This is a genomic window from Nocardioides sp. NPDC127503 (assembly GCF_040302165.1).
Lineage (GTDB): Bacteria > Actinomycetota > Actinomycetes > Propionibacteriales > Nocardioidaceae > Nocardioides.
The window spans coordinates 1-26748 of the sequence record NZ_JBEORH010000014.1 but is presented as its reverse complement, the minus strand read 5'-3'; the positions used below and the strand labels follow the sequence as shown (position 1 = coordinate 26748).

The window sequence follows — 26748 nt, the reverse complement described above, 5'->3', positions numbered from 1 at the left end:
GCTCCTCAGAACCCGAGATAGGCGTGGCGGAGCTGCTCGTCGGCGGCCAGCTCGGCGGCCGGCGCCGAGGCGACGACCTTGCCGAGGTTGAGCACGACTCCGTGGTCAGCGATGGACAGGGCACTGCGGGCGTTCTGCTCGACCAGGACGACGGTGAGCTCCTCGGTCTGCACCAGCCCGCGGAGCAGGTCGAAGATCTGGGCGACCACCCGGGGCGCGAGCCCCAGAGAGGGCTCGTCGAGCAGGAGTACGGTCGGCCGCGCCATCAGCGCACGGCCGATGACGAGCATCTGCCGCTCACCGCCCGAGAGCATGTGGGCGGTGGCCTCGCGTCGCTCGCCCAAGCGCGGGAAGAGCTCGAAGACCCGCTCGACCGGCATCGGCTCGGAGCCGGTCGCGCGGTGCAGCCCACCGAGCCGAAGATTCTCGGTGACAGTCAGCTCGGCGATCACGCCGCGCCCCTCCGGGACGTGGGAGAGGCCGTACGAGGTCAGCTTCTCGGTCGCGGTGCGCGTGATGTCCTTGCCGTCCAGCTTCACGCTGCCCTTGCTGGACTTCACCAGTCCGGACACTGTGCGCAGCAGCGTGGTCTTGCCGGCGCCGTTGGCGCCCAGGACCGCGGTGACCTGGCCTCTCGACGCGGTGAAGGTGACGCCGTTGAGCGCCTTGACGGGTCCGTACGCAGCGCTCAGGTCCTCGACGGCGAACATCAGGCCTCCTCGGCGACGGTCAGGGCGTGGACCTCGGCGGCGTCGTCGTGCTCGACCTGGTCACCCAGGTAGGCGGCGAGGACGGCCGGGTCGTTGCGGATCTGGTCGGGTGAGCCGGCGGCGATGACGCGGCCAAAGTCGAGCACGGTGATCCGGTGGCAGACCGACATCACCAGGTCCATGTGGTGCTCGACGAGCATCACGGCGGTGCGTTCGGTCAGACCGGTGATGATCTCGCCGAGCTCGCTCATCTCCTCGGCGCTCAGCCCGCTGGCGGGCTCGTCGAGGAGCAGCAGCTCCGGCTCGGCCACCAGGGCCCGCGCCAGCGCGACCTTCTTCCGGATCGGGTAAGGCAGGCTGCCCGGGTAGCGGGCGGCGTACGACTCGATCCCGAGCTCGCCGAGGACCTCCCGCGCCTTGGCGGCCAGCCGGGCGTCGTCGCGGTGGCCGAGGCCGAGCAGGCCGCGTACGAAGCCGGCGCGGGCGAGACGGTCGGCTCCGACCATCACGTTGTCGAGCACCGTCATCCGCTCGAAGAGCCCGAGTCCCTGCAGGGTCCGGGCGATGCCATGACCGGCGAGCTGGTGCGGACGGAGGTCGTGGATCGTCTCGCCGCGGAGACGCAGCTCGCCCTCTGCGGGGCTGACGAAGCCGCACACGACGTTGAACAAAGTGGTCTTGCCGGCACCGTTGGGGCCGATGACGCCGAGCACCTCATGGGGCGCGACCTCCAAGGAGACGTCCTCGAGGGCGCGCACGCCCCCGAACCGGACCGAGACTCCCTCCACCGCGAACAGCGGCGGGTCTTCGCCAGGCATCTGCATCATGCTCCCTTCGCCTGTTGTGACGGCTATCACTTTGGACTCTCCGCACAACTGGGGATATGGGCAACGCGCACAAAATCTTTCGGGCGCTCCGACTGAGATTCCCTGGTTTGCTGGCGTATACGGCAGTGGGCATGGGACGCTCCGCACATGGGTGTGACGAGTGACACAGCTCCCGACGCGGAACTCCGCCCGCTGGTGGAACGTGCCTGGGCTTCGCTGGTGAACCAGGCGGACGCGATCGCCGACGACATCACGCTGACCCTGATCGCGATCCAGCCGGAGTGGCATCAGAACGCCGATCCGTCGGTGCGCGCCGACCTGCGTTCGAGCACGCGGGAACACGTACGCCGCGGCATCCGGGCCATGGCCGGAATGACCCCCGGAGCCAATCCCGTCGACCTGTGGCGCGACACCGGCCGGCGGCGCGCGCGGCAGGGCGTACCTCTGGAGTACTGCCTCAACGCCTACACCGTCGGCACCCGGATGCTGTGGGAGGCGATGGTCCACCAGCAGGAGGAGCTGGGGATCGACGACCGGGTGATGGTGCTCGCCGGGCGCCAGGTGTGGACCGACCTGGACGTGCAGAACTCGGTGATGTCGGGGGCCTACCGGAAGGAGGCGGCGCTGCTGCAGCGCCGCGACCTGCAGCTCCAGGGCCGCCTCCTCGACGGCCTGGCGGAGGGCCGCGGCGGCGACCCAGCGTTCGCCGCCGAGGTGCAGGACATCCTCGGGGTCGCCGCCGACGCGCGGATGGCCTGCGTGGTCGCCGCCTTCGACGGCAACCGCGACTCACCGCTGCGCAACCCCGACGACCGGCTCGAGAAGGCCGGCCTGGTGTCGTTCTGGCACGTCCGCGGCGACCACCACTTCGGGCTGGTCCCGCTGGGGTCACGCCCGGTCGCGGAGGCCGTCGCCGACCTGGTCGAGCAGCTCGCCTGCTGCAACTCGGGCCGCGTCGGCATCGCCACCGCCGACGACCTCGGCGGCTTCGGCACCGCCTTCCAGCTCGCCACGCACACGGTGGAGACGGTGCCCCGAGGGCGTACGGACATCGCGGTCGTCGACGACCGCCTCCCGCAGGTGCTGCTGACCGCGTCCCCCGCGGTCTCCCACCTGCTCGTACGCCGCACCCTCGGCCCGATCCAGGCGCAGCCGACCCACCAGTCAGACGTGCTGCTGGCGACGCTCCGCGCCCTCATCGCGCACGGCGGCTCGCCAACCCACGCCGCCGAGGACCTGATCTGCCACCGCAACACGGTCATCTACCGCATCAAGCAGATCCAGGACCTCACCGGGAAGAGCATCTCCGACCCGCGTGACCGCCTCCTGTTCGCGCTCGCCCTGATGGCGCTGGAGAAGTAGCCGAGGCGTCGCCCGCGTCGGCCGAGGTGGCACCGTGATGCCCACTCGGCCGACCGGCGTGACGCCTCGGCATCAGATGTCGACCAGGGCCCCCAGACGGTCGCGATGGAGGCCGGGGAGGCCGTACGCGATCTGGTCGGCCTTGGCCCGCTTGAGGTAGAGGTGGGCGGGGTGCTCCCACGTCATGCCGATGCCGCCGTGCAGCTGCACCGCCTCCTCGGCCGCGGTGACGGCCAGGTCACCGCAGTACGCGGCGGCGACGTGGGTCGCGATCTCGGTCTCCTTGGCGTCTCCGAGAGCCAGCGCCCCGGCGGCGTAGCGCGCAGCCGCGCCGGCACCTTCGACGTTGGTGTAGAGGTCGGCGAGCCGGTGCTTGAGCGCCTGGTAGCCACCGACGATCCGGCCGAACTGACGCCGGACCTTGAGGTACTCCACCGTCGTGGTCAAGCACCACTGCGCCACCCCGACCTGCTCGGAGGCCATCAGCGCGGCCCCGGCCAGCAGACCCGAACGTACGCCCTCGGCACCGTGCTCAGCGGCCACGACGACCTCGCCGGAGGCGGGGTCGAGGGTGACATCGGCGAGCTGGCGGGTCATGTCGAGCGAGCTCACCGGGGCGATCGTCGCCCGGTCCGCGGGGACGGCTCGGATCTCGATGCCGTCGAGCGTCCTCACCGGCACCAGGAGCGTGTCCGCCTCCAGAGCGCCGGCGACCGACCGGATCTCGGTCTCGCCGGGCTCCAACGGCTGGACCGTCGTGGTCGCGAGCGGCACGGCCAGGGCCGCGGTCCGCTCCCCCGAGGCCAGTGCGGCCAGCAGCTCCGCACCCGCTTCGGTGGGCCCGGCCAGCAGGACCGAGGTCGCCACGACGGAGCTGGTCAGGAACGGAACCGGGGCAACCGCCCGGCCCAGCTCTTCCAGCACCACTGCGGCCTCGCGGGCGGATGCCCCGGCACCGCCGTACGACTCCGGGATCAGCAGCCCCGCGAGCCCGAGCTCGCTGGCGAGGCCCTTCCACAGGACCGGGGTGAGCGAGCTGTCCCCGTCGTACGCCTTGACCACGTCGGCCGGCGCGCAGCGCTCGGCCAGGAACGACCTGACCGTGCCACGCAGGTCGGCATCGAGCTCGTTGTCGAGCAGCTCTACATCACTCATCGCGGGATCTCCTTCCAGGAAACGTCCTTGTCGACCCGGTGCTCCCCGGGGAGACCGAGGACTCGCTCGGCCACGATGTTGCGCAGGATCTCTGAGGTGCCGCCCTCGATGGAGTTGCCCTTGGCGCGCAGGTAGCGATAGACGGCGTCGCGGCCGCCGAAGTCGACGTGTTCGGGCCGGACCATCGCCCAGCCGTCGCCGTCCTCGTAGCGAAGCCCCTCCTCGCCGCGCAGCTCGAGATCGAGGCCGGTGAGCTGCTGGTTGATCTTGGCGAAGGTCAGCTTCATCGCCGACCCCTCGGGGCCGGGCTGGCCGACGGCCAGCTTCTGCCGCAGCCGTGTCCCGGTCAGCCGGGCCACCTCCGACTCGACCCACAGCCTCAGCAGCCGGTCGCGCAGCTCCGGGGTGTGGTTCTCCGGATGCGTACGCCACGACTCGGCGACTACGCCAAGCATCCCGCCCTCGCGAGGCATGGCGGCGCCGCCGATGGCGACACGCTCGTTGTTGAGGGTGGCGTTGGCGACCTCCCATCCCTGCCCGACGGCGCCGAGCCGGTGGGCGTCAGGGATCCTCACATCGGTCAGGAAGACCTCGTTGAACTCCGCCTCGCCGGTGATCTGGCGCAGCGGCCGCACTTCGACGCCCGGATCGTGCATATCGCACAAGAAGTAGGTCAGACCGCGGTGCTTCGGGACGTCCGGGTCGGTACGGGCGACGAGGATCGCGAAGTCGGCGTTGTGGGCACCCGAGGTCCACACCTTCTGCCCGTTGACGACCCACTCGTCACCGTCGAGGACGGCTCGGGTCGCCAGGCCGGCGAGGTCGGAGCCGGCGCCGGGCTCGGAGAAGAGCTGGCACCAGATCTCCTCACCGCACCACAGCGGCTCCAGGAACCGCGACTTCTGCTCCGGGGTGCCGTAGGCCAGGATCGTCGGCGCGGCCATGCCGAGCCCGATCCCGTTGCGTCGCGGGTTGTTGTCGGGGGCGCCGGCCGCCTCGAAGAGGTCGGAGACAAGCGGCTGCAGGGCCCTGGAGGCACCGAGACCACCGTGGCCCTCGGGGAACGCGACCCAGGCCAGGCCGGCCTGATAGCGGGCGTGCAGGAAGGCGCTCGGCTCGGTCGTCTCGACCGGATGCTCGGCGAGGAATGTCTCGACCCGACCTCGCAGCTCCTCGGGAGTCACTGGCGTCCCTCCCGCCGCGCTGCCTGCTTGCGCAGCTCGGCCTTGGCCAGGGCGTTCTTGTGCACCTCGTCGGGGCCGTCGGCGAACCGCAGCGTACGGATGCCGGCGTAGGACTTGGCCAGCGGGAAGTCCTGGGAGAGGCCACCGGCGCCGTGTGCCTGGATCGCCTTGTCGAGGATCCACTGGACCGTTGCCGGGGTGGCGATCTTGATCGCCTGGATCTCGGTGTGGGCGCCCTTGTTGCCGACGGTGTCCATCAGCCAGGCGGTCTTGAGGACGAGGAGCCGCAGCTGCTCGATCCGCACCCGAGACTCGGCGATCCAGTCGCGGATCACGCCCTGCTCGGAGAGCGGCTTGCCGAAGGCGACCCGCTCCTCGACCCGGGCACACATCAGCTCGATCGCCCGCTCGGCCAGGCCGATGGAGCGCATGCAGTGGTGGATACGACCGGGGCCCAGACGAGCCTGCGCGATCGCGAATCCCATGCCCTCGGTCCCGATGAGATTGCCCTCCGGGACGCGTACGTCGGAGAAGATCAGCTCCGCGTGGCCGCCGTGGTCGTGGTCGTCGTAGCCGAAGACCTCCATGCCGCGCTTGATCGTGAGGCCCGGGGTGTCGCGGGGCACCAGGATCATCGACTGCTGCTTGTGGCGCTCGGCGGACGGGTCGGTCTTGCCCATCACGATGAGGATCTTGGCGTTCGGGTTCATCGCGCCGGTGATCCACCACTTGCGGCCGTTGATGACGTACTCGTCGCCGTCGGGCACGATCGAGGTCTCGATGTTGGTCGCATCGGAGGAGGCGACGGCCGGCTCGGTCATCGCGAAGGCGCTGCGGATCTGCCCGTCCAGGAGCGGCTCCAGCCACTCCTTCTGCTGCGCCTCGTTGCCGAAGTCGTGCAGCACCTCCATGTTGCCCGTGTCGGGCGCGGCGCAGTTGAACGCGGCCGGCGCGAGGTGGCTGCGGCCGGTGATCTCGGCCAGCGGGGCGTACTGCAGGTTGGTCAGGCCCGCTCCGCCCTCACCGGGCAGGAAGAGGTTCCACAGGCCGCGCTTGCGGGCCTCGGCGCGGATCTCGCCGAGAACCGGGACGCTGTCCCAGGCCCACTTGTCGTCCTGGGCCGCGAGCTGCTCCTCGAAGACGGCCTCGTTGGGCTCGACGTACGTCTTCTGGAAGTCCCATACCGAGGCGACGAGCTCCTCGGTCCTGGCGTCGGGTGCGAAATCCATGCGTCACTTCTCCTTCATTGCAGACAGTCCCATGTCCAGGAGCGGGTGGATCCCGTCCCCGATCTTGTCGAAACCGGGCCCTACGGTCTGGCCCTTGAGGTAGCGGTAGTGGATCCCCTCGAGGATCGCGGCGAGCTTGTAGGCGGCGAGCCCGAGGTAGAAGCCGAACTCGCTCAGGTCGCGCGGGCTGGCCGCGTCGTAGCGGGCGATGATCTCGTCCTCGGAGAGCCAGCCGGCTGCGTTGCTGACGTCGGTCACGGTCCCGTCGCCGGAGACCGTGGCCATCCGCTGGTAGGTGAGCAGGATCGCCAGGTCGGTGACCGGGTCGCCGAGCGTGGCCATCTCCCAGTCGACGACCGCCTTGATCTGGTCGTCGGTGGAGGTCAGCACGTTGTCGAGCCGGTAGTCGCCGTGCACGATCCCCGGCCCGGTCGAGGCGGCCTCGGCGGCACCCACCCGCGCCTCCAGCAACGAGTGGAGCTCGTCGGCGGCGGGCAGGTCGCGCGAGTACGACGCGTCGAGCTGCTTCTTCCAGCGCCTGACCTGGCGCGACAGGAACCCCTCGGGGCGGCCGAACTCGCTCAGCCCGACCGCGGCCGGGTCGACCGCGTGCAGCGAGGCCATCACGTCGATGAGCTGCTCCGAGATCGCCCTGGTCCGCTCGGCGCCGAGCGGCTCGAGCTCGCGGGCGTAGCGGTAGGGCCGGCCGTCGACCTTCTCCATCACGTAGAACGGCGCCCCGAGCACCTCCTCGTCATTGCAGAACGCGTAGGTGTGCGGCACCGGTACGTCGGTGTCGCGCAGCGCGGTGATCACCGTGTGCTCACGCTTCATGTCGTGCGCGGTGGCGAGCACGTGCCCCAGCGGCGGGCGACGGACGATCCACTCATTGGTGCCGTCGGAGACGGCGTACGTCAGGTTGGACTTGCCTCCGGAGATGTGGGTGGCGCTCAGGTCGGCGCCGGCGCCGTCCAGGTTCTTGGCCAGCCATGGGCCGAGCCGGTCCAGGTCGAGTCCGGGCAGCGGTTCGGTCGTCACGCGGCACCTCCGAGTGTGGGAATCATTCGGGCGAGCGCTGCGCGGGTGCTCGCCGGGTCTGTGTGCAGCAGTGCGTCGAGACCGACCGCCCGGGCACCGAGGACGTTGGGCTCTGCGTCGTCGATGAAGAGGCACTCCTCGGCCGGGAGACCGAGCTTGCTCAGGGTGCGGTCGAAGATCGGTGCTTCCGGCTTCCGCATCGCGACCTCCTCGGAGATCACCACCACCTCGAACAGCGCGTCGACCTGCTTGCGGGGGTCGAAGTTGCCCCAGCTGTTGGAGAGCAGGGCGAGCCGGATGCCGGCGTCGCGGAGCTCCTCGGCCAGCGCGAACATCTCCGGGTTGGGCCGCATCCCGGCGAAGAGCCGGGACAGGACGCCCTCGGAATCGACCGGGCTGCCGTCGTACGTCTCCAGGCGAGCGGCCAGGAGCTTGTCGAACTCCTTGACCGAGAGCTCGCCGAGCTCGAGGCGGTGGATCGGGGTGCCGGCGTCGGCGTAGCGGCCCAGCCACTCCTTGAGCACCTTCGTGAAGCTCTCCGGCCTGATGCCGTCAGCCTCCAGCCAGGTTCGGATCGAGTCGCCGATGGGCGTGGTCAGCACCCCGCCGTAGTCGAAGATGACAGCCTTCATGCGACGTACACGACCCGTCCGACGGTGGTGCCGTCGGCAAGACGCTGTACGCCGTCGGCCACCTCGTCCAGGGACAGCTCCTCGCTGACCAGCGGCTTGATCTTGCCTTCGTCCGCCATCCGGGTGAGCTCGCGGTGACACTCGGCGACCAGGTCGGGAGCGAGCGCGTTGTAGAGACCCCAGTGGAGCCCGACGATCGAGTAGTTCTTGATCAGCGAGTGGTTGAGCGCTGCCTCCTGGATGCGGCCGCCGGCGAAGCCGATGATCAGGATCCGGCCCTCGAAGGCGATGCACTTGGTGGAGCGGTCGTACGTGTCGCCACCGACCGGGTCGTAGATCACGTCGGCGCCCTTGCCGCCGGTGACCTCCTTGACCACCTTGACGAAGTCTTCGGTGTGGCGGTCGATGACCACGTCGGCGCCGAGCTCCTTGGCGACCTCGGCCTTCTCCGGCCCACCGACGACACCGATCACGGTGGCCCCGGCGGCCTTGCCGAGCTGGATCGCGGCGCTGCCGACCCCGCCCGCCGCGGCGTGCACGAGCAGCGTCTCGCCGGGCTGGATGTGGGCGCGGCGGTGGAGCGCGAACCAGCCGGTCTGGTAGCCGATGTAGAGGCTCGACGCCTCGGCGTCGCTGAGCGCCTCCGGGGCCGGGAACGTGGTCGCTGCGTCCATCAGAGCGAGCTCGCCGAAGCCGCCGTACGGCAGCGAGCCCCCGCCGATCACGCGGTCCCCGACCTGGAATCCCTCCACGCTCTCGCCGAGGGCGACGACCTCACCGCACAGCTCGACGCCCGCGGTGAACGGCAGCTCGGGCTTGACCTGGTAGAGACCTCGGGCCATCAAGACGTCCGGGAAGTTGGCCGGGCTGGCCAGCACCTTCACGACGAGCTGTCCGGCCCTGGGGGTCGGGTCGTGCACCTCCTCGAGCCGCATCACGTCCTTGGGCTCGCCGAGCGAGTCGATCCGCCACGCCTTCATACCTGTCCTTCCACGTGCTGCCAGAGTCGATTCATCCCGCCGAGCCACTTGTCGGTCTGCGTGGCCCGCGCGGCGTAGTAGTCGGCCACCTCCGGGTGCGGCAGCACCAGGAAGCGGTCGTCCTTGGTCGCCTCCCAGGCGACGTCGGCGACCTGCTCGGGAGTCAGCGCGCCGTCACGGCTGAGCAGACCCGCCATCTGTCCCGACCGCTCGAGCATCCCGGTCTGTACGCCCTGCGGGCAGATCGCCTGAACGACGATCCCGTGGTGGCGGTAGGTCGCCGAGAGCCACTCCGCGAAGGCGACCGCGCCGTGCTTGGTGACCGAGTAGGTCGGCGTACCGACCATCATCAGCAGCCCCGCCGCGCTCGCCGTTACCACATAGCGACCAGCGCCTCGCTCGACCCAGTCGGGGACGAGGAGCCGGGCCGCCCGGACGTGGGCCATCACGTTGACCTCGTGCGAGGCCTGCCAGTCCTCCTCGGGACAGTCCAGGCCGATGCCGCGGTCGATGCCGGCATTTCCGTACCACGCGTCGATCTGGCCGAGGTGGTCCTTCGCCGCCTCCACGAGGCGGGCCACGCCTTCGACCGAGGCCGCGTCGCCGGCCACCGGATGGGCGCCGATCTCCTTGGCCGTCTCGGCCAGACGTACGTCGTCGATGTCGTTGACCACGACGCGGACGCCCTCGGCGACGAGGCGGGCGGCCAGGGCACGGCCGATCCCACCCGCGGCGCCGGTGACGACGGCGGTGCTGCCTGGAGCCGGGGCCATCAGACGCGTCCGCCGGCGAGGGTGAGGCCGCCGTCGACGGTGACCAGCTGGCCGGTCATCCAGCCGGCGTCCTCGGAGAGGAGGAACGAGGCGACGCCGGCGATGTCCTCGGGGGTGCCGAGGCGCTTGAGCGGGTAGGCCGCCGAGACCTCCTGCTCGCGGCCCTCGTAGAGGAGCTCGGCGAACTTGGTCTTCACCACGGCCGGGAGGATCGCGTTGACGCGTACCTTCGGGCCGAGCTCGACCGACAGCTCCTGGGTGATGTAGCTGAGCATCGCCTTGCTCGCGCCGTAGGCGGCGATCAGCGTGGTCGGGGCCAGGCCGGCCACCGAGGAGATGTTGACGACCGCGCCGCCGTGCTCAGACATCCACTGGTTCCAGACCTGCTGGGTCCAGCCGATCGGCGAGAGGCAGTTGACCTCGACGGTCTTGCGCATCGACTCGCGGTCCACGTCGATCAGGCCGCCGGCCTTCGGGTTGATGCCGGCGTTGTTGACCAGGAAGTCAGCGCTGCCGAACGACTCGATGGCGGCCTTGACGACCTCCTCCTGGTGCTCGGGGTCGTCGGCCTTGCCGGCGATGCCGAGGGCCACTTCCTTGCCGCCCAGCCCCTCGACCGCCTCCGCCAGCGCCTCGGGCTTGCGCGCCGTGATGACGACCTTCGCCCCCTCGTCCACCAGGCGCTGGGCGATGCCCAGACCGATGCCCCGGCTGGCCCCGGTGATGATCGCCGTACGTCCCTCGAACCTCGACATGCTCATTCCCTCGTGTGCTCGGCTAATCTAAGCGCTTGCTTAGGTGGTGACAGCGGTCACTCTACGGGGTAGCCCAAGAACATGGAAGGTCGGCGTCCAAGCAATGCCGAGAAGTCAGGTACGTCGGCCGAGACGTCAGTTCTGCAGAACGAGACGTCACTTGTGGAGGCCGAGTTGGCACCGTCGTGACCACTCGGCCTGCAGAAGTGACGCCTCGACGAGCGGGGCCCGACCGGTCCGCAGGGGCGGGCAGAATCCCGCCATGGTGGGGATGTGCAGCGCCCGGATGCGACAGCGCGCCGCATTTTCCCGCCATGGCGGGAAAATGCGCCGCCTTCGCCGGTCAGCCAGTGGCCGACGGCCCGAGCACTGCCGAAAACGCGGTTGTGGGTGACGAAACGACAGTTTCGTCACCCACAACTGGCGGATTCGGCTCGCCAGAACCGAGGACTCGATCGTCAGCCGACGACGACCTCGATCCGCTGGAACTCCTTGAGGTCGGTGTAGCCGGTGGTGGCCATCGCGCGCTTGAGGGCGCCGACGAGGTTCATGGTGCCGTTGGCGACGTGCGAAGGACCGAAGAGGACCTCCTCGAAGGTGCCGACGGGCTCGAAGGCGACGCGCTCGCCGCGGGGCAGGTCGGCGTGATGGGCCTCGTTGCCCCAGTGGAATCCCTTGCCGGGGGCATCCGTCGCCCGCGCGAACGGGCTACCGACCATGACCGCGTCGGCACCGCAGGCGATGGCCTTGGCGATGTCGCCGGAACGGCCGACGGCACCGTCGGCGATGACGTGGACGTAGCGGCCGCCGGACTCGTCCAGGTAGTCGCGCCGCGCGGCGGCGACGTCGGCGACGGCCGAGGCCATCGGCACGGCCACGCCGAGCACGGTCCGGGTCGTGTGGGCCGCACCGCCGCCGAAGCCGACCAGCACGCCGGCCGCGCCGGTACGCATCAGGTGCAGGGCGGCCTGGTAGGTCGCGCACCCACCGACGATCACCGGCACGTCGAGCTCGTAGATGAACTCCTTGAGGTTGAGCGGCTCGGCCTGCGAGGAGACGTGCTCGGCCGAGACCGTGGTGCCGCGGATGACGAAGAGGTCGACGCCGGCGTCGACGACGGCCTTGGCGAACTCCTTCGTACGCTGCGGGGACAGCGCCCCGGCCACGGTGACCCCGGAGGCGCGCACCTCACGCAGCCGCTCGGTGATCAGCTCGGCCCGGATCGGGGCCTCGTAGATCTCCTGCAGACGCCGGGTCGCGTCGACACCGCTCAGCTCTGCCAGCTCATCGAGCAGCGGCTGCGGGTCGTCGTAACGGGTCCACACGCCCTCGAGGTTGAGCACCCCGAGGCCGCCGAGCTTGCCCATCGCGATCGCGGTCGACGGCGACATCACCGAGTCCATCGGCGCCGCGATCAGCGGGATCTCGAAACGGTAGGCGTCGATCTGCCAGTCGGTGCTCACCTCGGTGGTGTCGCGGGTGCGCCGGGACGGCACGATCGCCACGTCGTCGAAGGCGTACGCCCGTCGTGCTCGCTTGGCCCGGCCGATCTCGATCTCAGTCACATGACGGATTGTTCCACGGGACCGGATCGAGATCGGAAAGGCCACACGCAGCGAGCCACACGCACAACCGGGCTAGCTACGCACCGCGGTCAGCAGCAGGTACTCCCACTTCATCACGCCGTCGGCGAGGTAGCGGTCCCCCAGGTCGGCGAGCGCGGCGTCGAGGTCGGCGGTCCGGGCCTCGTCGTCGGCGATCCCGCGATAGGCGACGATCGTCGGCCCGTAGCAGGCCTTGAAGAAGTCACGGAACTCCGCGCCGGTCTCGAGCGAGTCGATGGCGACCATCCGCTTCTCGGCCCGGACGGAGGTCACGCTCTCCCCCAGCAGGCCGCGTACGTGGGTCTCGTCGCCCCACCGCGGCGGCGGCTGCGCGCCCTCGGGCGGAGGCGGCATGAACGGCTTCATCGCCGCGAACATCTGGCCGATGAAGCCCTCCGGGGTCCAGCTGACCAGGCCGATCCGGCCACCCGGACGCACCACCCGGAGCAGCTCGGCAGCGGCCTTCTCGTGGAACGGCGCGAACATGATGCCGACGCAGGACATGGCGACGTCGAAGGCGGCGTCGTCGAACGGCAGCGCCTCGGCATCGGCGACACGCCACTTGATCGAGTCGGCACCTTTCTCACCAGATGCCCGGGCCTGGCCGACCTCGAGCAACTCCGGCGTCAAGTCGCTGGCGGTCACCTCCGCGCCGGCGAGGGCGGCGGGGATCGAGGCGTTCCCGGTGCCCGCGGCGATGTCGAGTACACGGTCGCCGGGCCCGATCTCGCAGGCCTCGACGAGCACCTGGCCGAGCTCGGGAATGAGCTCGTCGGCGACCCGGGCATAGTTCCCGAGGCCCCACATCACACGGTGGCGGGCCTTCAGCTCCGGCTGTACTGGTGTTGCGGTCATGCTTCCTCCAAGGACACACGAGATGGGCGGTGACCCGAGATGTGATCTGGAGCCTCCACCCTCACCCCGTGCCACCGGCCAGGACGGTGGCGGATCCAAACCCCCCAACGTTGGGGATCCCGAGGCCCCGCAAGGAGGCGGGCCGGCGAGATCGGCTAGCTCCAGTCGTAGGAGAGGACGAAGCCGTACGCCTCGCCGCCGCCCTCCTCGGAGAGGACCATGTCGGCCTCGCCGACGAGGCCTTCGAGGCCGCCGGTGCCGAGACCGGGGATGACGGTGAGGTGGGAGCGGACGGTGGCGTCGGCGTACGTCCCGCTGATCCGCCACACGCACGAACCCTCCTGGCCGGCGATGGAGCCGGTGAACTGCTCGTACGCCTCGAAGACCGCGCCGCCGGCGGGGTTGCCGTAGGCGCCGATCATCCGCGCGACGCCGGTGCCCTGGATCTCGCCGGCGTAGGTGTAGTCGGTCTCGGCGGTGGTCAGGCCGCGGTGCGGGATGTAGACGTCGTCGCCCATCTTTGTGCCCTCGCCGTCGATGTCTACGTAGGCCGCCTCGTGCCAGCGCGCGACGGTCATGGTGGTGCTCGCCTTGTTGCCGTAGGTCTTGTCAGTGGTCTGTTCGGTCATGGCTCCAGCCTGCTCCGGAAACAGGGACGCGGGATTGAAGGAACGCGCCATATCGTTGGCGACATGGCCGACGACCCCGACGACACTGAGAGCAGGGGCTATCCCGACGCGATCGTGCGCCCGGTGACGGCGGCCCGGAAGATCACCACCGAGCGGTTCGCGGTCTCACCAGAGCTGGAGGGACACGTGGACTACCACTGGTACGTCGGCTGGGACCTCGAGCAGCCGCACGACCAGCAGGTCATCCCGCAGCCCCGGATCCACGTCGCCGCCGAGGATGGCCGGCTGCTGGTGCACGGGATCGGCCGGCGCCCGTTCATCCGGCATCTGACCGGCCGCGGTCACACGCTCGGTGTCTCGTTCCTCCCCGGCCTCTTCCGCCCGGTGCTCGGCAGCCGGGTCAGCGCGATCGCCGACCAGGTGGTCCCGGCGCAGGAGCTCCTCGGCATCGACGACCGGCCGGCGGCCGAGCGGATCCTCGGCTCGACGGAGCCAGCGGAGATGGCCGCCGCGATGGAGTCCTACCTCCTGGAGGTCGGCCTCCCCACGGACCCGGTCGCCGAGGACGTACGCCGCTGGGCGACCCTCGCCGAGGAGGACCGCGCGATCACCCGGGCCGAGCAGCTCGCCGACCGTGCCGGCCTGAGCCTGCGGACGCTGCAGCGCCTGTTCAGCGAGTACGTCGGGATCGGCCCGAAGTGGGTCGTGCAGCGGTTCCGCGTGCTGGAGGTCGCCGCCCGCGCCCATTCCGGTGACGTCGACTGGGCCGCGGTCGCCGCGGAGCTGGACTTCAGCGACCAGGCCCACCTGGTGCGTACGTTCCGAGACGTCGTCGGCGCTCCGCCGGCGACCTACGCGATGGACCTCTAACGGGCCAGGAGCTCGAGGGCGTCGGCCGCTGGGCTGCCGGGCTCGGCGTGGTAGAGGCACATCCGGTGGCTGGTCTCGGGCATCACCGGCGCCTCGTACTCGAGGTCGAACCGCCCGACGAGCGGGTGCTGGAACTTCTTGACCCCGTAGCCGCAGTCGTTGACCGGGTGCTGTGCCCACAGCTCGGCGAACTCGTCGCTCTTCTGGGTCAGCTCGCCGACCAGGCAGCTGAGCTGGTGGTCGGCCGGGTGGAGACCGGAGGAGTAGCGCATGAACCCGACGTGGGAGTACGCGGTGGCGGCCTGCTCCACCCACAGGTCGCGACCCCCGGGCTCCAGGAAGAACCGCCTGGTCAGGTTGGGCCGGTTCTCGACGTCCTCGGGCTGCTCGAAGGGCAGCTCGGGCGCGATCAGCAGGTGGCCGAGCCGGTTCCAGGCGAGCACGTCGTTGCGATGGTCGATCAGGAGCGCCGGCCCGGGTGTGGCGTTGATCAGCCGCACCGTGCTCGGCCTCGGCCGCTCGACGCGGTAGCGGGCCGGGGCGGCGGTCTCGGGACGCGCCAGGCGACGTAGGTGGTCGTGCTCCTCGGCGCTCAGCCGCAGCGCCCGGGCGAGCGAGTCGATCACCGAGTCGGAGGCGTTGTGGTGGTCGGCCTGCTCGAGCCGGGTGTAGTAGGTCGGCGAGACGCCGGCCAGCATCGCCAGCTCCTCACGCCGGAGCCCGGGCACCCGACGGGCGCCGTAGGACACCAGCCCGGCGTCCTCGGGACTGATCGCCGCCCGGCGGCTGCGCAGGAACTCTCCGAGCTCGGTCGTCATGGTTCCTATAGTGCGGCCGCGCGGCGATTTCTTCCTGACCCTGTCAGTGACAGGCAGGCGGGTGGGTGGCAGGACAGGTGTCTGGCTGGCGTACGTCATCTGCCAGAGCGTTGATGTCATGACCCTCACTACGCAGGCCGAGCCCGTACGCCCGGCCGCCATGACCCGTGGACAGCTGCTGGTGCTCCTGCTGCTGCTCGCGTCCCAATTCACCCTCACCGTCGACTTCTCGATCCTCAACGTGGCGCTGCCGACCGTCGGCGCGAGCCTCGGCTTCGCCGAGGCCGACGTGCAGTGGATCGCGACCGCCTTCGCGCTGTGCGCGGCCGGATTCACGCTGCTCTTCGGCCGGATCGGCGACTACGTCGGCCGGCGGCGGGTCTTCCTGATCGGCATGGTCGCGCTGGGCGCCGCCTCGCTGCTGGGCGGCGTCGCCACCTCACCCGAGCTGCTGCTCACGGCCCGGGTCGCCCAGGGCCTCGCGACCGCCGCGGTCACCCCGGCGGCGCTCTCCTTGCTCACCGTCTCCTTCCCGGAGGGGCCGCTGCGCCAGCGCGCACTGGGGCTGAACAGCGTGGTGATGTCGACCGGGTTCACCGCAGGGGCGGTGCTGGGTGGCGTACTCACCGATCTGCTGTCGTGGCGCTGGGCGTTCCTGGTCAACGTGCCGATCGCGTTGTTGGTGGTCGCCATCGCGCCGTTCGTGCTGCGTGACTCCGCCGACCGGGAGCGGTCGCGGCTCGACCTCCCGGGTGCCGTGCTGGTGACGTCCGGGCTGCTCGCACTGGTCTACGGCGCGACCCGGCTGGGCGAGGCAGGCATCGCCGACATGTGGGGGCTGGCGGCGATCGGCGCCGCGGTGGTGCTGCTGGTCGCGTTCTGGCGCGCCGAGTCCAGGCACCCGCACCCGCTGGTGCCGCTGCACATCCTCACCCGACGGACCATCGGCTTCGGCAACATCGCCGGCTTCGCGACCTTCGCCTTCGAGTCGTCGCTGGTCTTCGTGCTGACGATGTATCTGCAGCACGTCCTCGGTCTCGACGCCCTGCAGACCGGGCTGATGCTCGTCGCGATGGGCGCGGGCGCGATCATCGGCGGATCCGTGGGTTCGCGGGTGATCGAGGCCCTCGGCGTACGCAACACCGTGGCGGGTGGACTCGCCCTTCAGGCGGTGACGACCGGCGCACTCGTCCTGATCGGGCCCTCGGTCGGCTGGCTGTGGTTCATCGGCCTGATGAACTTCATCGGCGCCATCGGGCACGTCGCCGCGATCGTCGGATTCATGGTCGCGGCGACCTCCGGGCTCCCCGACCACGAGCAGGGTCTGGCCACTGGGCTCGCGATGATGACCCAGCAGGTCGCGATCGCGCTCGGCATCCCGATCATGTCCACCGTCGCCACCGCCGCCGGCGGAGTCGCCTCGCTCGGGGCACTCCAGGTGGCGATCGCGGTCAACGCGGTCCTGGCCCTGGTCGCGGCGCTGCTCGTGGCCGTCGGACTGCCCCGCCGCGCCTGACCGTGCGGTCAGGCGGGGATCTTCTCCCCCGCCTCGACCGCGACCGGGAGCCGGTTGCCGGCCGGCGGGAGCGGGCAGGTGGCGTGGTCGGTGTAGGCGCACGGCAGGTTGGTGGCGCGGTTGAAGTCGATCACGAGGTTGCCCTCCTGGTCCGGCGCCTCCACCGAGAGGGTGCGGTTGGCGGCGTACGTCGTCCTGCCCGAGGTCTCGTCGACGAAGAGCACGTGCAGCGAGCCGGGCGCGGAGCCGGGGAAGGCGACGAGGCTGTGCACGGCTCCGCCCACCTCGAACTCGATCTCACCGACGGCCTCGTAGACGTGCTCGAGGCCGTCGACGACCGAGCCGACGGTGGTCGGCACGGGCGTCTCGTAGGCGACGAACCGCCCGGGCACGGCCCAGCGCGGGTCCGGTGCGTACGCCTCCGTCCCCTGGTAGCCGGTCAGGACCGGGTTGTCGGGGTGGCGGGGGCGGATGATGTCGCTGCCCCCGCGCCTGGCGATCTCGACGACCGCGTCGCCGAACTCGGCGGTGATCCCGCCGCGCTCGTCGATGACGCCGAAGGAGTGCCGGCCGGCGACCTCGACCCCGTCGACGACCAGCGACTCACCCGGTGCCAGCGAGACCACGATGCCCTCGGGTCCGCTCGACCAGGCGCCCGGCACGTCGTCGTACGTCTCCGGCTCCTCGCCGAGCCAGCGGATCGAGGTGATCGCGAGGAAGCCGTGGGCCGAGGCGCGCCTCTCCTCGTGCTCCTCGTGCCACGCCGCCCATTCCTGGGCGAAGGTCTCGGTGTCGACGACGGTCATGGGTCCTCCCGGAAGGTTCAGAATTCAAGCCGCAGATACAACACTGGGATTGAACTCCGACCACTCCGGATTCGTGCCCGAAAAGACCACTTCGTGATGAAGTTGTCGCGGGCCGAGCTGCCTCAGACGTGGTAGTTCGGCGCCTCGGCGGTGACCTGGACGTCGTGGGGGTGCGACTCCTTGAGCGAGGCGGAGGTGATCCGCATGAAGCGGCCCTGCGTCTGCAGCTCGGGGATGGTGCGCGCGCCGACGTAGAACATGGTCTGGTGCAGGCCGCCGGTGAGCTGGTGGGCGACGGTGGCCAGCGAGCCCTTGTAGGCGACCTGGCCCTCGACACCCTCGGGGACGATCATGTCGTCGTCGGTGACCTCGGCCTGGAAGTAACGGTCCTTGGAGAAGGACTTCTTGCCGCGGCTCGACATCGCGCCCATGGAGCCCATGCCGCGGTAGGCCTTGAACTGCTTGCCGTTGATCAGGACCGTGTCCCCGGGGGTCTCCTCGGTGCCGGCGAGCATCGAGCCGAGCATCACCGTGTCGGCGCCGGCGACGATGGCCTTGCCGATCTCGCCGGAGTAGCGCAGACCGCCGTCGGCGATCACCGGGACGCCGGCGGGCTTGCAGGCCAGCGAGGCCTCGTAGACCGCGGAGATCTGCGGTACGCCGACGCCGGTGACGACGCGGGTGGTGCAGATCGAGCCCGGGCCGACGCCGACCTTGACCGCGTCGGCGCCCGCGTCGACGAAGCTCTGCGCGCCTTCCTTGGTGGCGACGTTGCCGCCGATGACCTGGACGTGCTTGGTCGCCGGGTCGGTCTTGAGGCGGTGGACCATGTCGATCAGCATGCGTACGTTGCCGTGGGCCGTGTCCGCGACGAGCACGTCGACACCGGCCTCGATGAGCGTGGTCGCCCGCTCCCAGGCGTCGCCGAAGTAGCCGATCGCCGCGCCGACGAGCAGCCGCCCCTGAGCGTCCTTGGAGGCGTCGGGGAACTGCTCGGACTTCACGAAGTCCTTGACGGTGATCAGGCCGGTGATGCGGCCGTCGGTGTCGACCAGCGGAAGCCGCTCGAGCTTGTGCTGACGCAGCAGCTTGGTGGCCTCTTCGCGCGAGATCTCGGCGGGGCCGGTGATCAGGTCCTTGGAGGTCATCACCTCGTTGACCTTCGTGGTCGCCCACTCCGCGACGGGGGTGAACCGGAGGTCGCGGTTGGTGATGATGCCGATCAGCTTCTGGTCGACGTCGACGACGGGGAACCCGGAGATCCGGTATTCACCGGCGAGCTTGTCGAGCTGCTCCAGCGTCGCGTCCGGACCGATGGTGACCGGGTTGGAGATGATCCCGGTCTGGGTGCGCTTGACCAGGTCGACCTGGTAGGCCTGATCCTCGATGCTCAGGTTGCGGTGGAGAACGCCGATGCCGCCCTGGCGCGCCATCGCGATCGCCATCCGGGACTCGGTCACGGTGTCCATCGCCGCGGAGATCAGCGGGACCCGCAGGTTGATCTCGCGGGTCAGCCGGGAGGTCGTATCGATGTCAGACGGCGCCAGATCCGAGTATCCAGGCATCAGGAGTACGTCGTCGTAGGTGAGGCCGAGCGTCGCGAACTTCTCCGGGATCTCCATGGAGAAATGTTACGGCCGGGCCCCGAAGATCGCCGAAACGGCGAGACTTCTCTGGCAATTCCTGCACTTCTCGGGTGTTGCAATGCCAGAGAAGTGCAGGAGTACCCGGTTAACCGGGTATTCCTTCCTACCTGCTCAGCGGCTTGAGGTCCCGCACCGGCACCTTGACGGTCAGCAGGTCGCCGGCCATCCGAATCCGTCCGCGCATCCCGGCGGCGAGGACCATGGGCAGTACGGCCTGGTTGTCGGACTGGGTTGTCAGCAGGATCTCGTCGGCGCCGAGCATGTGCGCAAGCCTGGCGGTGTCGACCAGCAGCCGGGTGCCGATGCCGCGGCGCTGCCAGGCCGGGTCGACGCGCAGGTTGACGATGCGTACGTTCTTGTCCTCCTCGGTCGGCGCCAGGACCTCGCCGATGCCGACGGCGACGCCGTCGATGAGGGCGGTGACGGCCTCACCGGTGACGACGAGGTCGGGGGTGCTGCCGGTGCCCAGGCGGCGTACGGGCGGGGTGGTGCCGATCGCTGCCGACTCGCGGCTGCGGTCGAGGACGTCGTTGACCAGGTCGGCCATCGCGGAGCCGCGGGCGTGCTCGGTCGCGGTGAAGGGGGCGGTGCGATGCAGTTGGACGTCGACGTCGGCGACCCGCAGCTCCATGGTGTCGTGGACGACCCCGGGCGGGGCCTCGGCCTCGGCGTCGAAGAGCTGGGCGACCACCTCCGGGAACGCCATCGGCCGCTCCAGGACATGCCGGGCCGCCTGTACGTAGCGCGTCGGCTGGTCTGCCAGCGCCGCCTCGGTGGCGGTCTGGATGACGATCCCGCCGCCACCCGCGGAGGAGATCAGGTCACAGATCTCCTTCTCGCCCCAGCCCTCGGGCGTACGCAGCACGAACTCGTCGGTCACCTGCGCCAGCCCTGGGAAGATCTGCATCCCCAGGATGTTGACCCCGGCCTCACCGCAGCGCTGTGCCAGCGCCGCCAGTGTGCCTGGTCGGTCCGGCAGCGTCGTACGCACTCTCCACAACATCGTCCCCACCATGAGCCCTAGTCTGCCTGTTTCCCTGTTTCTGGTCCGTTACTCACGGTTAAACCTTCAGTCCGCGGGCGGACGCGGCGGGGTCTGCTCGCCGGCTTCGACGAGCACGTCGATGTGGTTGCTCGCGGGTGGGAGCGGGCAGGTGGCGTGGATCGTGTAGGCGCAGGGCATGTTCTTGGCGCGGTTGAAGTCGAGGACGACAGTGCCGTCGACCGGTGGCTCGACCGCGAGCTGACGGCAGGCGGCGTAGGTCGTCACGCCGCTGGTCTCGTCGGTGAACAGCAGCCACAGCTCGTCGTCGCCGCCGTCGAAGGCGATCAGCCGCTGCGGGCGGCCACCGACCTCGAACGCGACTTCCCCCACGGCGTCGATGACGCTCGACCGGCCCTCGACCACGGAGCCGACCGAGATCGGACGGCTCGTCTCGTAGGCGGTGAAGGCTGCCCTGACCTGCCACGACGGGTCCGGAGCGTACGTCGGCGTGCTGGTGTAGTCGCGCAGGAACGGTCCGTCGGGCTGCCGCGGCCGCAGCACCGGGGTGCCGAAGCGGTCCGCGACCTCGACCGTCCCGCCGTCGAAGGTCGCGATCACGCCGACGGGATCCACGTGACCGAAGACGTGCCGACCGGCGAGCTTGGCACCGCCGAGCTCGAGCCACTCACCCTCACCGAGCTCGACGACGGCGCCCTCCGGCCCGGTCGACCAGACACCCGGGATCCCGGGGAACCGCACCGGCCTGCGGCCCAGCCAGTGCAGGCCGGTGATCGCCAGGAAACCTTCGGGGCTTCTCAGCTCGGCTTCCCGCTCATCGCGCCACCGTTGCCAAGCCCGCTCGAAAGTCACGCGCTGCACTCTACAAAGAGTTGCGTTGCCAGGTCTTGCAATGGTCGCCGACTTTTACCCTCGGGTTCACCGTCGGGGCGACTGATCCTTCACGCGAACGAGCCGGGCCAGGCGGATCGCGCCGCGCGCCGCGGTGACCAGGACGAGGTACCAGATCGCCGCCACCACCAGCAGCGGGATGATCAGATGGTTGCGCTCCTCGAGCGCCTGGACGACCCCGAGCAGGTCGGTGATCGAGAGCACCGAGACCAGGCTCGTGGCCTGGAGCGTGGTTACCAAGAGGTCGCCCAGCGCGGTGAGCCGGTCACCGCCCGGAAGAGCCTTCGCTGCGTACGCTCCCATCGCCAGCGCCAGCCCCGCGATCGCCGCGTGGACCGGCGTGACCAGCCGGACCGCGTCGATGTGCACCCCCGGGAGCCCGAAGGTGATGTCGGGAAAGATCAGCGCGATGTTGCTCCACAGCAGCAGCTGGACGAGCACGGGGATGCTGCCGAAGATCCAGACGTACGCCGCCGCTATCCCACCCAACACCGGGTTGGCCGACCTCTCCATCGAGATCGCGACGAGCCCGATCGCCCAGGCTGCCGCGAAGACCAGCACGGTCAGCCGGATCGTCAGCCAGACTCCGGCGAGGACGTCCGGGTGGAGCAGATAGCCGACCACTGCGCCCGGGAGCAGGTTCTCGTTTCTCACCAGGCTCCACACGAGCCTGATGAGAAGGAGGCCGAGGAGACCTGCCGCCAGCCACTCGAGCGGACCGCGCTGGATCAGCCGGGCGGCGTATGCCCGGCCGGTCCTGTCGGAAGCAACGGTCTCGGTCATCGCGGAGAACCATGGCCCGGCGCGGTGACCAGAAGGTGTCGACGAGCTGGTCATTCGCTGAAATCGCCGAGTCGGCGCATCCGACCCCTCTCGCTCGCTTCGCTTCGCGAGACACGGGGTCAGATGCGCCGACTCAGCTTCCTAGTAGGAGGGCTGAGCCTGGACGTTCAGCTCATCGAACCTGACCCGCTTCGCCGAGGCGACCCGCGGGTCGCGCAGGTCGAAGACGTCGAAGCCGCGTTGGATCTCGTTGGAGTAGATGTAGCCGTTGTAGTAGTACGTCGACCAGGGCCCGGCGATGGTCGTGGTGTCCTCGAACGGACCGCGGTCGAACCAGGCGATCTCCTTCGGGTTGGCCGAGTCGGTGAAGTCGTAGACCGACACACCGCCCTGATACCAGGCCTGCACCATGATGTCCTTGCCCTTGACCGGGATCAGCGAGCCGTTGTGGGCGACGCAGTTCTCGGTGTTGGACTGGGTGCGCGGGATCTTGTAGTAGGACTTGAAGACGAGCTGTCCGCCCTCGATGTCGTAGATGCCGTTGGCGCCCTTCTCCATGCCGGTCTCCGGGTTGCAGGTCGGCGCACCGCCGCCGCCGAGCTCGTCGGTGAAGACGACCTTGGTGCCGGTGTTGTTGAAGGTGGCCGAGTGCCAGAACGCGAAGTTCGCGGTGTCGGTGACCTGCTCGGTCACCACCGGGTTTTCGCGGTCGGAGATGTCCATCAGGATGCCGTCGCCCATGCAGGCGCCGGCGGCGATGTCCTTGGACGGGTAGGTGGTGATGTCGTGGCAGCCGGCGGTGTTGGTGTAGCCGCCGTCGGGGAACAGCACCGGCTCGTTGACCACCGCGGCCCGCTCAGGCGCGCGCTTCGGGATCTTCACGATGCTGATCTTGTCGTGCGGGGGCTGGCAGTCGGGGAAGGTCGCGCGGGGACCGTAGGAGGAGACGTACGCATAGACCGATCGCCCGTCCTTGCTCGGTGCCAGCGAGTGGGTGTGGGAGCCGCACTTGGTCTCGACCGCGGCGACGTACTCCGGGTCTCTCGGGTTGCTGATGTCGAAGACGCGGAGACCTTCCCACGACTCCTTGATCTCGGCCGACTGCGCCACGTTGTCGCAGGTGTTGTTGCTGCGGCTGGAGTCGACGGAGAGGACCAGCAGATCGTCGTAGACGGAGATGTCGTTCTGGGACCCGGGGCAGACGTACTGCTTCACGAGTCGTGGGCTGGCCGGGTTCCTGATGTCGATGACGTTGAACCCGTTGTAGTTGCCCGCGAAGGCGTAGTTGCCCTGGAAGGCGAGGTCGCTGTTGAGCGCGTTGGTGGGCGTGAAGGCACCCGACTTGGGGATGTTGGCGATCAGGTGCAGGTTGGGGGTGCCGTCGGACTCGCCGGCGGGCACGACCGGATTGTTGGCGCCCAGCTGGGCGAGGTCGTTGCCGGCGACGCAGGCGGAGGCGAAGTTGTCACCGAGCTTGGTGATCGCCTGCTTCTCTTCGGCCGTGCAGCTCGTCTGGGCTTCGGGAGCCTCGGTGGTCTCGGTGCCGTGGGTGTGGGACTCGTCTGCGGAGGACGGGGCCGCGACGGCCAGCCCTCCTGCGACAACCATGACCACCGCGATGGGGGCCAGGTATTGGGTGGGTCGTCTAAGCCTCATGTTCGCAAGCCTTCCGAGTCGGCCGCCGTGGGGTGGCACGGGCAGGACCTCTCAACTTTAGTAAAAGTCGTACACGGGAGGCATGGAATATGAATAAATTGTTCACCTCTGCGGGATCTCGGAAGGAGACACGTGCGCGGTAGGCGATTGGGTGTCATCACATCGGGTGTCGTGTTCGCGGCGATCTCGCTCGGCGGGTGCGGAGGTTCCTCGGACGACGCTCACGGCGAGCACGGCGAACACAGCGGGCATTCGCCCAGCCCGGAGGCGGCCGTCCAGTCGGCGCCCGTGGTCCAGGGCGGAGCGCCGGGTGAGGCCGCGGCGACGATCTCGCCCTCGGCCGCTGCCACGGACCCGTGGACTCAGACCGATGCCGACTTCGTGACGATGATGATCCCGCACCACGCTCAAGCGCTGGAGATGACCAGGCTGGCGCGCGAGCACGGCGTCCACCCCGAGGTCGTCTCCTTGGCCAAGCGGATCGAGTCGGCCCAGGGTCCCGAGATCGTGGCGATGAGCGGATGGCTCAACACCCGCGGGCTGCGGGTGCCGCGCGCCTCGGACCCGGCGCACACCATGGCCGGGATGCTCACCCCGGATCAGATGAGCGCGCTCGGCGCGGCCCGTGGCGAGGAGTTCGACCGGCTCTTCCTGACCGGGATGATCCAGCACCACCAGGGCGCCCTGGACATGGCCGAGCCGATGGCATCCAAGGGCAGCGACGCGCTGGCCATCGAGATGGCGATGGACGTCGAGGCCACCCAGTCGGTCGAGATCGACATCATGGAGAAGCTCCTCACGGAGCTGTGAGAACCGGTACGTTTCGGCGGGTGTCCCTCGCCCCCGCCCGTCGTCGACGCGTGCTGATCGGCTCCGCCGTCGTCGTCTGCCTCGCCCTGATCGCGACCGCGCTGGTCTACACCGGCGTCGTGATGCCCACCCGTCTGTTCGCGGCCAAGTACGACGTACGCGGCATCGACGTCTCCCACCACAACGGCACCGTCGACTGGCCGCGGGTCGCCGAGCAGGACATCGAGTTCGCCTGGATCAAGTCGACCGAGGGCTCCTCGCACGTCGACTCACGCTTCGCCGCCAACTGGGCCGAGTCGCAACGGGCCGGGATCGCGACGGGCGCCTACCACTTCATGAGCTTCGAGAGCCCGGGCGCCGACCAGGCGCACAACATGATCGCCACGGTGCCGCGCGTGACCGGCACGCTCGCCCCGGTCGTCGACCTGGAGCCGTACGGCTCCTTCAAGGGGGACCTGCCGCCCGCCACCGAGGTCCGCGCGATCCTCGACCCGCTGCTGTCCACGCTCGAGGAGCACTACGGCATCGCGCCGGTCATCTACACCACCCCGTCGGCCTACCGCGCCTATCTGGTCGACCTCTACCCCGACAACCCCATCTGGTTCCGCTCCGTCGCCTGGCCGCCCCGGGTCCCCGACGGACGTGACTGGACCGTCTGGCAGTACTCCAACCGCGACCGGCTCGACGGCGTGGGCAGCGAGGACGAGGCATACGTGGACATGAACGTGCTCTCCGACGACGTGGATCTCGACGAGCTCACCCTTCGCTGAAATCGCCGAGTCGGCACATCCTGCCCCTGTCGATCGCTTCGCTTTCGCGAAGCACGGGCAAGATGCGCCGACTCGGCTATGCCTCAGTGGCCGTGACCGTGGCCGTGACCGCCCGCGGGCGCCTCGTCCTCTTCCGGCTTGTCGACGACCAGGGTCTCGGTCGTGAGCAGCATGCCCGCGATCGAGGTGGCGTTGATCAGCGCGGAGCGGGTGACCTTGACCGGGTCGATGACGCCCTGGGCAACCAGGTCGCCGTACTCACCCGTGGCAGCATTGAAGCCCTGCCCGACACCGAGGTCGCGGACCTTGGTGGTGATGACGTAGCCGTTGTCGCCACCGTTCTCGGCGATCCAGCGCAGCGGCTCGTCGGCGGCCTTGCGGACGACGCGTACGCCGACCGCCTCGTCGCCCTCGAGGCCGAGGTCCTTCTCCAGAACGGAGACGGCGTGGATCAGCGCGGAGCCACCGCCGGCGACGATGCCCTCTTCGATGGCGGCGCGGGTCGCGGAGACAGCGTCCTCGATGCGGTGCTTCTTCTCCTTGAGCTCCACCTCGGTGTGAGCGCCGACCTTGATCACGCAGACGCCACCGGCGAGCTTGGCGAGGCGCTCCTGGAGCTTCTCGCGGTCCCAGTCGGAGTCGGTCCGCTCGATCTCGGACTTGATCTCGTTGACGCGACCCTCGACCGCGGCAGCGTCGCCGCCGCCTTCGACGATCGTGGTGTTGTCCTTCGTGACCGTGATCCGGCGAGCGGTGCCGAGCACCTCGAGGCCGACCTGGTCGAGCTTGAGGCCGACCTCCTCGGCGACGACCTGCGCACCGGTCAGGATCGCGATGTCCTGCAGCATGGCCTTGCGGCGGTCACCGAACGCGGGCGCCTTGACGGCGGTCGCGTTGAAGGTGCCCTTGATCTTGTTCACGACCAGGGTCGAGAGGGCTTCGCCCTCGACGTCCTCGGCGATGATGAACAGCGGCTTGCCGGCAGCGATGACCTTCTCCAGCAGCGGCAGGAGCTCCTGGATGGAGCTGATCTTGCCCTGGACGAGCAGGATCAGCGGGTCGTCGATGACGGCCTCCATCCGCTCCTGGTCGGTCACGAAGTACTGAGAGATGTAGCCCTTGTCGAACTGCATGCCCTCGGTGAACTCGAGCTCGGTGCCGGTGGTGTTGGACTCCTCGACGGTGATGACACCGTCCTTGCCCACCTTGGCGAAGGCCTCGGCGAGGATCTCGCCGATCTTCGCGTCGCGGGAGGAGATGGTGGCGACCGAGGCCATGTCGGACTCGTCGACGACCTCACGGGCGGCGGCGCGCAGGGCGTCACCGACGGCGGCCGCAGCGGCGTCCATACCGCGCTTGAGGCTCATCGGGTTCGCGCCGGCGGCAACCGCGCGCAGACCCTCGTGGACCATCGCCTGGGCGAGGACGGTCGCAGTGGTCGTACCG

Annotated in this window: 26 protein-coding genes; 5 read left to right on the top strand and 21 right to left on the bottom strand. The window is 69.5% G+C overall.

Features of this window, described 5'->3' with window-relative positions; translation table 11 throughout:
• Positions 1-5: 5 nt before the first annotated feature.
• Both ABTW65_RS25955 and ABTW65_RS25950 read right to left on the bottom strand, forming a co-directional pair.
• Entirely contained in the window at positions 6-710 is a 705-nt protein-coding gene (locus tag ABTW65_RS25955; RefSeq protein WP_350665569.1) for an ABC transporter ATP-binding protein, read from the bottom strand.
• Positions 710-1528: an ABC transporter ATP-binding protein gene (locus tag ABTW65_RS25950; RefSeq protein WP_350665567.1), complete on the bottom strand. Its 819-nt coding sequence runs from the start codon at positions 1526-1528 to the stop codon at positions 710-712. Before ABTW65_RS25950 ends, ABTW65_RS25955 begins: the two co-directional genes overlap by 1 nt.
• Before the next feature lie 156 nt (positions 1529-1684).
• Here ABTW65_RS25950 and ABTW65_RS25945 point away from each other — a divergent pair, with 156 nt between their 5' ends.
• The gene (locus tag ABTW65_RS25945) at positions 1685-2899 is read left to right on the top strand and encodes a PucR family transcriptional regulator (RefSeq protein ID WP_350665565.1); all 1215 of its coding nucleotides are present in this window, start codon (positions 1685-1687) and stop codon (positions 2897-2899) included.
• A gap of 72 nt (positions 2900-2971) precedes the next feature.
• Here the strand turns inward: ABTW65_RS25945 and ABTW65_RS25940 are convergent, their stop codons facing one another.
• The 11 genes from ABTW65_RS25940 to ABTW65_RS25890 all read right to left on the bottom strand — a co-directional run bounded on the left by ABTW65_RS25940 (position 2972) and on the right by ABTW65_RS25890 (position 13733).
• Complete coding sequence (locus tag ABTW65_RS25940) at positions 2972-4054, bottom strand: acyl-CoA dehydrogenase family protein (RefSeq protein ID WP_350665563.1); 1083 nt, start codon at positions 4052-4054, stop codon at positions 2972-2974.
• Positions 4051-5238 (bottom strand): acyl-CoA dehydrogenase family protein, encoded by a 1188-nt coding sequence (locus ABTW65_RS25935; protein ID WP_350665561.1) that lies wholly within the window; start codon positions 5236-5238, stop codon positions 4051-4053. Before ABTW65_RS25935 ends, ABTW65_RS25940 begins: the two co-directional genes overlap by 4 nt.
• A complete protein-coding gene (locus ABTW65_RS25930) occupies positions 5235-6467 on the bottom strand; it encodes an acyl-CoA dehydrogenase family protein (RefSeq protein ID WP_350665559.1) in 1233 nt (410 codons plus the stop codon). Before ABTW65_RS25930 ends, ABTW65_RS25935 begins: the two co-directional genes overlap by 4 nt.
• 3 nt (positions 6468-6470) lie before the next feature.
• Entirely contained in the window at positions 6471-7505 is a 1035-nt protein-coding gene (locus ABTW65_RS25925; RefSeq protein WP_350665557.1) for a phosphotransferase family protein, read from the bottom strand.
• On the bottom strand, positions 7502-8137 hold the full coding sequence (locus ABTW65_RS25920) for an HAD family hydrolase (RefSeq protein ID WP_350665556.1): 636 nt from the start codon (positions 8135-8137) through the stop codon (positions 7502-7504). Before ABTW65_RS25920 ends, ABTW65_RS25925 begins: the two co-directional genes overlap by 4 nt.
• Positions 8134-9117 (bottom strand): NADPH:quinone oxidoreductase family protein, encoded by a 984-nt coding sequence (locus ABTW65_RS25915; RefSeq protein ID WP_350665554.1) that lies wholly within the window; start codon positions 9115-9117, stop codon positions 8134-8136. The genes ABTW65_RS25920 and ABTW65_RS25915 overlap by 4 nt, the downstream gene beginning before the upstream one ends.
• On the bottom strand, positions 9114-9890 hold the full coding sequence (locus tag ABTW65_RS25910) for an SDR family oxidoreductase (RefSeq protein ID WP_350665553.1): 777 nt from the start codon (positions 9888-9890) through the stop codon (positions 9114-9116). Before ABTW65_RS25910 ends, ABTW65_RS25915 begins: the two co-directional genes overlap by 4 nt.
• The gene (locus tag ABTW65_RS25905) at positions 9890-10645 is read right to left on the bottom strand and encodes an SDR family oxidoreductase (RefSeq protein WP_350665551.1); all 756 of its coding nucleotides are present in this window, start codon (positions 10643-10645) and stop codon (positions 9890-9892) included. The genes ABTW65_RS25910 and ABTW65_RS25905 overlap by 1 nt, the downstream gene beginning before the upstream one ends.
• 458 nt (positions 10646-11103) lie before the next feature.
• A complete protein-coding gene (locus tag ABTW65_RS25900) occupies positions 11104-12210 on the bottom strand; it encodes a GuaB3 family IMP dehydrogenase-related protein (RefSeq protein ID WP_350665549.1) in 1107 nt (368 codons plus the stop codon).
• Between the two features lie 72 nt (positions 12211-12282).
• Positions 12283-13104: a class I SAM-dependent methyltransferase gene (locus ABTW65_RS25895; RefSeq protein WP_350665547.1), complete on the bottom strand. Its 822-nt coding sequence runs from the start codon at positions 13102-13104 to the stop codon at positions 12283-12285.
• 155 nt (positions 13105-13259) lie between these two features.
• On the bottom strand, positions 13260-13733 hold the full coding sequence (locus ABTW65_RS25890; RefSeq protein WP_350665545.1) for a DUF3224 domain-containing protein: 474 nt from the start codon (positions 13731-13733) through the stop codon (positions 13260-13262).
• A gap of 63 nt (positions 13734-13796) precedes the next feature.
• Here ABTW65_RS25890 and ABTW65_RS25885 point away from each other — a divergent pair, with 63 nt between their 5' ends.
• Complete coding sequence (locus ABTW65_RS25885; protein WP_350665544.1) at positions 13797-14603, top strand: helix-turn-helix domain-containing protein; 807 nt, start codon at positions 13797-13799, stop codon at positions 14601-14603.
• Here the strand turns inward: ABTW65_RS25885 and ABTW65_RS25880 are convergent.
• Complete coding sequence (locus ABTW65_RS25880; protein ID WP_350665542.1) at positions 14600-15421, bottom strand: helix-turn-helix transcriptional regulator; 822 nt, start codon at positions 15419-15421, stop codon at positions 14600-14602. The two genes, ABTW65_RS25885 and ABTW65_RS25880, sit on opposite strands and share 4 nt — an antisense overlap.
• Positions 15422-15539: 118 nt before the next feature.
• Here ABTW65_RS25880 and ABTW65_RS25875 point away from each other — a divergent pair, with 118 nt between their 5' ends.
• The gene (locus tag ABTW65_RS25875; RefSeq protein WP_350665540.1) at positions 15540-16937 is read left to right on the top strand and encodes an MFS transporter; all 1398 of its coding nucleotides are present in this window, start codon (positions 15540-15542) and stop codon (positions 16935-16937) included.
• An 8-nt stretch (positions 16938-16945) separates the two neighbouring features.
• Here ABTW65_RS25875 and ABTW65_RS25870 read toward each other — a convergent pair whose 3' ends face one another.
• The 6 genes from ABTW65_RS25870 to ABTW65_RS25845 all read right to left on the bottom strand — a co-directional run bounded on the left by ABTW65_RS25870 (position 16946) and on the right by ABTW65_RS25845 (position 23722).
• Positions 16946-17743, bottom strand: a complete 798-nt coding sequence (locus tag ABTW65_RS25870) for a DUF1684 domain-containing protein (RefSeq protein ID WP_350665538.1) — start codon at positions 17741-17743, stop codon at positions 16946-16948.
• Positions 17744-17865: 122 nt separating this feature from the next.
• Complete coding sequence (gene guaB, locus ABTW65_RS25865; RefSeq protein ID WP_350665536.1) at positions 17866-19365, bottom strand: IMP dehydrogenase; 1500 nt, start codon at positions 19363-19365, stop codon at positions 17866-17868.
• A gap of 127 nt (positions 19366-19492) precedes the next feature.
• The gene (locus tag ABTW65_RS25860) at positions 19493-20392 is read right to left on the bottom strand and encodes a GNAT family N-acetyltransferase (RefSeq protein ID WP_350665534.1); all 900 of its coding nucleotides are present in this window, start codon (positions 20390-20392) and stop codon (positions 19493-19495) included.
• A gap of 66 nt (positions 20393-20458) precedes the next feature.
• On the bottom strand, positions 20459-21244 hold the full coding sequence (locus ABTW65_RS25855) for a DUF1684 domain-containing protein (RefSeq protein ID WP_350665533.1): 786 nt from the start codon (positions 21242-21244) through the stop codon (positions 20459-20461).
• 66 nt (positions 21245-21310) lie between these two features.
• Positions 21311-22066, bottom strand: coding sequence for an ABC transporter permease family protein (locus tag ABTW65_RS25850; protein WP_350665531.1), 756 nt, complete (start codon positions 22064-22066; stop codon positions 21311-21313).
• A gap of 141 nt (positions 22067-22207) precedes the next feature.
• Positions 22208-23722 (bottom strand): LVIVD repeat-containing protein, encoded by a 1515-nt coding sequence (locus ABTW65_RS25845; protein WP_350665529.1) that lies wholly within the window; start codon positions 23720-23722, stop codon positions 22208-22210.
• Positions 23723-23854: 132 nt separating this feature from the next.
• Here ABTW65_RS25845 and ABTW65_RS25840 point away from each other — a divergent pair, with 132 nt between their 5' ends.
• Complete coding sequence (locus ABTW65_RS25840; RefSeq protein WP_350665528.1) at positions 23855-24532, top strand: DUF305 domain-containing protein; 678 nt, start codon at positions 23855-23857, stop codon at positions 24530-24532.
• Between the two features lie 20 nt (positions 24533-24552).
• Positions 24553-25302, top strand: a complete 750-nt coding sequence (locus tag ABTW65_RS25835; protein ID WP_350665526.1) for a GH25 family lysozyme — start codon at positions 24553-24555, stop codon at positions 25300-25302.
• An 83-nt stretch (positions 25303-25385) separates the two neighbouring features.
• Here the strand turns inward: ABTW65_RS25835 and groL are convergent.
• The coding region (gene groL, locus ABTW65_RS25830; RefSeq protein ID WP_350665524.1) for a chaperonin GroEL at positions 25386-26748 on the bottom strand (1363 nt) is incomplete at its 5' end.